Source organism: Inquilinus limosus MP06, assembly GCF_000767795.1.
GTDB classification, from domain to species: domain Bacteria; phylum Pseudomonadota; class Alphaproteobacteria; order DSM-16000; family Inquilinaceae; genus Inquilinus; species Inquilinus limosus_E.
This window is the reverse complement of the sequence record NZ_JANX01000363.1, coordinates 1-6,386: the sequence shown is the minus strand read 5'-3', so window position 1 is coordinate 6,386 and position 6,386 is coordinate 1. Positions and strand designations below refer to the sequence as shown.

Genomic DNA, 6,386 nt, shown 5'->3' with positions numbered 1-6,386 from the left:
GTGGCGCGCGGGCCGCCGGGCCGAGCCGGTGGCGGCCGAGCCCGCGCCGGCCTTGCGGATCGCCCCCACAGCGAGACCGACCACGCCCCAGCCCGCCTGGCAGCCGCTGTCCGCCGGCCGGGGCGAGGTGCGGATCCAGGACGTGTCGAAGAGCTTCGGGTCGCTGAAGGTGCTGGACGAGGTCAGCCTGACCATCCCGTCCGGCGACGTCACCGTGATCCTCGGCCCCTCCGGCTCCGGCAAGTCGACGCTGCTGCGCAGCATCAACCATCTGGAGAAGGTCGATGCCGGCTTCATCACCGTCGACGGCGCGCTGCTGGGCTATCGCGAGCGCGGCGACACCCTCTACGAGCTGAAGGAAGCCGAGATCCTGAAGCGCCGGGCCGATGTCGGCATGGTGTTCCAGACCTTCAACCTGTTCCCGCATCTGACGGTGCTGGAGAACGTGATCGAGGCGCCGGTGGCGCTGCGCCGCCGGTCGAAGGCGGACGCGACGGAGGAGGCGCTGGCGCTGCTCGCCCGCGTTGGCCTCAGCGACAAGGCGCAGGCCTATCCGCGCCAGCTGTCCGGCGGCCAGCAGCAGCGCGTCGCCATCGCCCGCGCCCTGGCGCTGAAGCCCAAGGTGCTGCTGTTCGACGAGCCGACCTCGGCCCTCGACCCCGAGCTGGTCGGCGAGGTGCTGGACGTGATCCGTACCCTGGCCCGGTCCGGCACCACGCTGGTGATCGTGACCCATGAGATCGGCTTCGCCCGCGAGGTCGCCGACAGCGTCGTGTTCATGGATGGCGGCCGGATCCTGGAGCAGGGGCCGCCCGACCAGGTCTTCGCCGCGCCGCGCCACCCCAGGACCGCCGAGTTCCTGGCCAAGGTCCTCTAGCCCGCTTCCCGGCCGACCGCCGGGTCTTCCACGCCGCCGCTGCCCTCCGGCCCTCCCATGGCCGATCCCACCAGACCAGAGATCAGGAGTCCCATCATGTCCATCCGCCGGACCACGGCAGCCGCGGCCATCGGCATCGCCGCCCTTCTTACCGTCCCCCTTTTCGCCGCAACGGCCGCGCAAGCGCAGAGCGGCAAGGCCTTCGACCTGAGCCCGGAGCAGGCCGGACGACCCCACACGGAGAAGGTCGATGCGGCCATCGCCGCCATCTCGCCCGGCTTCAAATTCGTCAAGGACGGGGTGTTCACCGTCGGCGTCAGCGTCGGCGACCCGCCGCTGAACACCTATGGCTCCGACGCCAAGACCGTGGTCGGCACCGATGCCGACATCGCGTCGCTGGTGGCGGAATCGCTGGGCCGGAAGGTGGAGTTCGTGCCGGTGGCCTGGGCCGACTGGCCGCTGGGCCTGGTGTCCGGCCGCTTCGACGCCGTGATCAGCAACGTCACGGTGACCGAGGAGCGCAAGCAGCGCTTCGACTTCTCCTCCTACCGCCAGGACGTGCTCGGCGCCTATGTCGCTGTGAACAGCCCGATCAAATCGATCAAGGAGCCGAAGGACATCGTCGGGCTCAAGGTCATCGTCGGCGCCGGCACCAACCAGGAGAAGATCGTGGTCGAGTGGGACCGCCAGAATGTGGCGGCCGGCCTGAAACCGGCCGAGTTCCTCTATTTCGACGACAACGGCGCGTCGCAGCTGGCGCTGACCTCCGGCCGCGCGGATGTGGAGATCAACCCGAACTCCCGCCTGGCTTATGCCGCGGCGGTCAGCGGCAAGACCCGCGCGGTCGGCGTCATCAATGGCGGCTGGCCGCTGACCGCGGAGATCGCGATCACCACGCGCAAGGGCAGCGGCCTGGCCGACGCCCTGACGCTCGCGATCAACACGCTGATCCGGAACGGCAAGTACCGCGAGGCGCTGGCCCGCTGGAACCTGACCGACGAGGCGATCGAGCAGTCGCGCACCAATCCGCCCGGCCTGCCGAAGGTCTGAGCGACGACACGCGGCCGCGGCCGTCGCGGCCGCCCTTCCCCGCCCTGAACAGGCAATGTGATGACCGATCGATTCCTCTACACCACGCCGCTGGATCCGCTGGCACAGCCGCTGATCCAGGCCCTGACCTGGGAATACGAGACGCGCTACGGCGACTATTGGGGCGCGGGCGACGGGGTCAAGGAGATGAACCGCTATCCGGCCGAGCTGTTCGCCCCACCGGACGGCGCCTTCCTGCTGCTGCTGCGCGACGGCGCCGCCATCGCCGGCGGCGCCTTCAAGCGCTATGACGAGCAGACGGCGGAGATGAAGCGGGTCTGGACCCATGTCGACCTGCGCCGCCAGGGCCTGGCGCGCCGGGTGCTGCAGGAGCTGGAGGCGCAGGCGGCGCGGCAGGGCTACAGCCGGATCTATCTGACCACCGGCTTCCGCCAGCCCGAGGCGGCCGGCCTCTATCTCCGCTCCGGCTATACCGCCCTGTTCGACACCGAGATCGACCCGGAGATCCACGGCAAGCTGCCTTTCGAGAAGGACATCAGTCCTCTGGCGCCGGCGGTGCGGAAGACGGCGTGACAACACGCGTTGCCTCTCCCGCTTGCGAGACCTTTTCGGAATTCCCAGAACCGTCATTGCGAGCGCAGCGAAGCAATCCAGGAGCCGGTGCGCACCGGCCCCTGGATTGCTTCGTCGGCTTCGCCTCCTCGCAATGACGGCGAGGGATCGATTGTAAAAAAGGTCTTGCTTGCGGGAGAGGCAATCCGTTGCGGTGGCCAGATCCGCGACGCCCTTCAGGCCGCCACCAGATACCGCTCCGTCAGCGCCACCCAGTAGCGGGCGGCGACGGGCAGGATCTCGTCGTTGAAATTGTAATGCGGGCTGTGCAGCGCGGCGCTGTCGCCATTGCCGAGATAGAGATAGCTGCCCGGCCGCTCCTCCAGCATGTAGGCGAAATCCTCGCTGGCGGTGATCGGCGGGAACTCGGCCTCGATCCGGTCCTGGCCGAACTGCTCCGCCGCCACCTGGCGCGCGAACTCGGTCTCGGCCGCGTGGTTCACCAGCACCGGATAGCCGCGCAGATACTCGATCTCGGCCGCGGCGCCGTAGCTCTCGGCCTGGGCGCGGGCCAGAGCGGTGATGCGCGCCTCGATCCGGTCCCGCACCTCCGGCTTGAAGGTGCGGACGGTCAGCTGCAGTTCGACCGTATCGGGAATAACGTTCGGCGCCGTGCCGCCATGGATGGTGCCGACCGTCACCACCGCGGCGTCGAGCGGGCTGACATTGCGCGCCACGACGCTCTGCAGCGCCATCACCAGCGAGGCCGAGGCCACTACCGGATCGACGGTCTGCTGCGGCACGGCGCCATGGCCGCCCCGACCGACCACGCGGATCGTCACCCGGTCGACCGCGGCCATGGCCGGGCCGGCGATGAAGCCGAACTGGCCCAGCCTCACGCCGGGCCAGTTGTGCAGCCCGTAGACGGCGTCGCAGGGGAAACGCTCGAACAGCCCGTCCCGGATCATCCGGCGGGCGCCGGCGCCGCCCTCCTCCGCCGGCTGGAAGATCAAGTGCAGCGTGCCGGAGAAGCCGCGCCGCTCGGCCAGCACCCGGGCCGCTGCCAGCAGGCTGGCAGTGTGCCCGTCATGGCCGCAGGCATGCATCACCCCGTCCGTGCCGCTGGCATAGGGCAGGTTCGTGGCCTCGACGATCGGCAGCGCGTCCATGTCGGCGCGGATGCCGATGCGGCGCGGCCCGTCGCCCAGCGCCAGCGTACCGACGACGCCGGTGCCGCCGAGGCCGCGATGGACCTCGTAGCCCCAGGCCGCGAGCGCCTCCGCCACCAGGTCGCCGGTGCGCCGCTCGCGATAGGCCAGCTCGGGGTGGCGGTGCAGGTCGCGGCGCAGCGCCACCATCGCCTCGCGATGCGCCTCGACGCCCGCTTCGATATCGTCCGAGCTCATGCCGCCCCCGCCTGCACCAGCGCCAACCCGTCCGGGTCCGACCGCTTCAGCTCCGCCACCTCCAGGTCGCGATAGATCTCCGGCAGCAGGATCTTGCGCAGGAACACCATCTCCTCGCCCCGGCTGCTGGGCTGGCGGTGGAACGCCTGGTAGCCGCGCCGCTCATAGATACCGCGCAGCCAGGGATGGCGCGTCGCAGTCGCCAGATAGACCGCCGGCGCCTTGACCTGGTCGCGCAGGAACCCGTCCTCGACATGCTGCAGCAGGGCCGAGCCGACGCCTTGCCGCTTCAGCCCCGGCGCCACCGCGAACCAGTGGATGAAGGGATAGCTGGCGAGGTGCCCCTCCCCGATCGGCCAGGGGAAGCGCACCGACACCGTGGCCGCCGCCTCCCCGTCCCGTTCCAGCAGGAAGGTGGTGTGGCGCTCGACCGTGCGGCGCACCAGGTCGAGATCGGCGGTCACTGCGGTGAAGCGGATGCCCATTTCTCTCAGCGGCTGGTACGCCGCGCGCAAGAGGTCGAGCACGGCCGGCGCGTCCCCGGCGCCGGCGATGCGGATGATCCCGGCCATCAGCGGTCCCCGGCTACGACCCGCTCCCGCGCCGGCTCCCCGGCATGGCGGCTCTCGCGATAGGGCAGGCCGAGATGGTCGCGCAGCGTTGTCCCGCGCAGCACCGGGTCGAAATAGCCGCGCTCCTGCAGCACCGGCAGGACATGGCGGATGAAGTCGTCCAGCCCCTGGCCCAGCACCGGGAAGCCGAGGATGAAGCCGTCGGACGCCCCCTCCTCCACCCAGCGCACCAGCTCGTCGGCCACCGTCTCCGGCGTGCCGATCAGGGTCCGCCGCGTCGCCGTCTCCAGCGCCACCTCGCGCAGGGTCAGGTTGCGCTCTTTCGCCGTGCGCTTGATGGTGTCGGTGGTGGCGCGGAAGCTGTTCTTGCCGATGTCGCCGAGGTCGGGGAACGGCCCGTCCAGCGGGTACTGGCTGAAGTCGTGATGGTCGAAGAAGCGGCCGAGATATAGCAGCGCCTCGTCCACCGACAGCAGGTCGCGGATGGCGCGGTACTTCTCCTCCGCCTCCGCCGCCGTGGCGCCGACGATCGGGCCGATGCCGGGGAAGATCTTGACGTCGTCGGGCCGGCGGCCATGGGCCACGGCGCTGTCCTTGACCTGTTTGTAGAAGACCTTGGCGTCCTCGATCGGGCCGCCATTGGTGAACACCGCGTCGGCATGGTGCCCGGCCAGCCGGATGCCGTCGTCGGAGGCGCCGGCCTGGAACAGCACCGGCTGGCCCTGGGCCGAGCGGCCGATGTTCAGCGGCCCCTCGACCGAGAAGAACCGGCCCTTGTGGTCCAGCCGGCGCATCTTGGCGAAATCGACGAAACGGCCGGTGGCGCGGTCGCGCACGAAGGCGTCGTCGTCCCAGCTGTCCCACAGGCCCTTGACCACCTCGAGATACTCCTGGGCGATCTCGTAGCGCAGCCCGTGCTCCGGATGCTCGCGGCTGTAGTTGCGGCCGGAGCCTTCGAGCGGCGAAGTCACGGCGTTCCAGCCGGCGCGGCCGCCGCTGATGGCGTCGATGGTGGCGAATTGCCGGGCCACGGTGAACGGGTCGCTGTAGGAGGTCGACAGCGTGCCGACCAGCCCGATCTTCGAGGTCACCGCCGCCAGCGCCGACAGGATCGAGATCGGCTCGAACCGGTTCAGGAAGTGCGGAATCGACTTCTCGTTGATGTACAGCCCGTCGGCGATGAAGGCGAAGGCGATGCCGGCGGCCTCGGCCTTGCGGGCATTGTCCAGGTAGAAGCCGAAATTGACGCTGGCATCGGCCGGCACGCTGGGGTGCTTCCAGGCGTTCATGTGGCCGCCGGGGCCCTGCAGCATGACGCCGAAGGTGATCTGACGCTTGCTCATGCGATGTATCCTTGAACGCGGGAGGGGTCAGGCCGCGGCGGCGGTGAAATGCGCTTGGGCCAGCAGCTCGATGGATGCCAGGCGCTCGGCGCCGTCGGCGATCGGGGTGTCGATGACGAATTCGCGCACGCCGTGCTGCCGGTGCAGCCGCTCCAGCTCGGCCCGCACGCGCTCGGCCGTGCCGTAGATCACGCTCGGCGCCTTTTCCTCGATCCGGTACTCGCGGGCGCCGGCCTGGCGGACGAATTCCTCGGCCTGGGCGACGCTGCCGACCGTGACGCTCTGGCCGGTGTCGACATGCACCTTGAACATGCGGAGATTGGCGGCCAGCCGCTCGGCCCGCGCCTCGGTCTCGGCCGCGATCACCGCGACGGCAAGCAGCGGGGCCCAGCCGGCGCTGATCGCGCGATAGGCGGCGAAGACCCGCTCCAGCAGCGCCGGGTCGCCGTTCAGATGCCCGGCATGGACATAGGACCAGCCCTCGGCCGCCGCCAGCTGCGCGCTCTCGACGCTGGCGCCCAGCAGGAAGCGCTCGGCCTTCACCGCCGGCCGCGGCGTGGCGACGACGCCGGCCAACGGGTCGGCC

The 6,386-nt window shown here is 70.1% G+C and carries 7 protein-coding genes; 3 read left to right on the top strand and 4 right to left on the bottom strand.

Annotation, left to right across the window (positions count from 1 at the left end; genetic code table 11):
* The first annotated feature begins 28 nt into the window (after positions 1–28).
* From P409_RS22960 to P409_RS22950, 3 genes are all read left to right on the top strand, one after another.
* Positions 29–877, top strand: a complete 849-nt coding sequence (locus P409_RS22960; protein WP_081991727.1) for an amino acid ABC transporter ATP-binding protein — start codon at positions 29–31, stop codon at positions 875–877.
* Positions 878–973: 96 nt separating this feature from the next.
* Positions 974–1,927, top strand: a complete 954-nt coding sequence (locus P409_RS22955; protein WP_034844172.1) for an ABC transporter substrate-binding protein — start codon at positions 974–976, stop codon at positions 1,925–1,927.
* A 60-nt stretch (positions 1,928–1,987) separates the two neighbouring features.
* The gene (locus P409_RS22950) at positions 1,988–2,500 is read left to right on the top strand and encodes a GNAT family N-acetyltransferase (protein WP_034844171.1); all 513 of its coding nucleotides are present in this window, start codon (positions 1,988–1,990) and stop codon (positions 2,498–2,500) included.
* A 215-nt stretch (positions 2,501–2,715) separates the two neighbouring features.
* Here P409_RS22950 and P409_RS22945 read toward each other — a convergent pair whose 3' ends face one another.
* The 4 genes from P409_RS22945 to P409_RS39125 form a co-directional block, all read right to left on the bottom strand.
* Positions 2,716–3,885: a M20 aminoacylase family protein gene (locus P409_RS22945; RefSeq protein WP_034844170.1), complete on the bottom strand. Its 1,170-nt coding sequence runs from the start codon at positions 3,883–3,885 to the stop codon at positions 2,716–2,718.
* The gene (locus P409_RS22940; RefSeq protein WP_034844168.1) at positions 3,882–4,457 is read right to left on the bottom strand and encodes a GNAT family N-acetyltransferase; all 576 of its coding nucleotides are present in this window, start codon (positions 4,455–4,457) and stop codon (positions 3,882–3,884) included. The genes P409_RS22945 and P409_RS22940 overlap by 4 nt, the downstream gene beginning before the upstream one ends.
* The gene (locus P409_RS22935; protein WP_034844166.1) at positions 4,457–5,800 is read right to left on the bottom strand and encodes an LLM class flavin-dependent oxidoreductase; all 1,344 of its coding nucleotides are present in this window, start codon (positions 5,798–5,800) and stop codon (positions 4,457–4,459) included. The genes P409_RS22940 and P409_RS22935 overlap by 1 nt, the downstream gene beginning before the upstream one ends.
* Positions 5,801–5,827: 27 nt before the next feature.
* Positions 5,828–6,386, bottom strand: a 559-nt coding sequence (locus tag P409_RS39125; protein ID WP_034844164.1) for an LLM class oxidoreductase, incomplete at its 5' end; no start/stop codon positions are given.

Excerpts from the sequence above, each read along its gene's own strand:
- P409_RS22955 (WP_034844172.1), top strand. The coding sequence starts at position 974 with ATGTCCATCCGCCGGACCACGGCAGCCGCGGCCATCGGCATCGCCGCC.
- P409_RS22950 (WP_034844171.1), top strand. The coding sequence starts at position 1,988 with ATGACCGATCGATTCCTCTACACCACGCCGCTGGATCCGCTGGCACAG.
- P409_RS22945 (WP_034844170.1), bottom strand. The coding sequence starts at position 3,885 with ATGAGCTCGGACGATATCGAAGCGGGCGTCGAGGCGCATCGCGAGGCG.
- P409_RS22940 (WP_034844168.1), bottom strand. The coding sequence starts at position 4,457 with ATGGCCGGGATCATCCGCATCGCCGGCGCCGGGGACGCGCCGGCCGTG.
- P409_RS22935 (WP_034844166.1), bottom strand. The coding sequence starts at position 5,800 with ATGAGCAAGCGTCAGATCACCTTCGGCGTCATGCTGCAGGGCCCCGGC.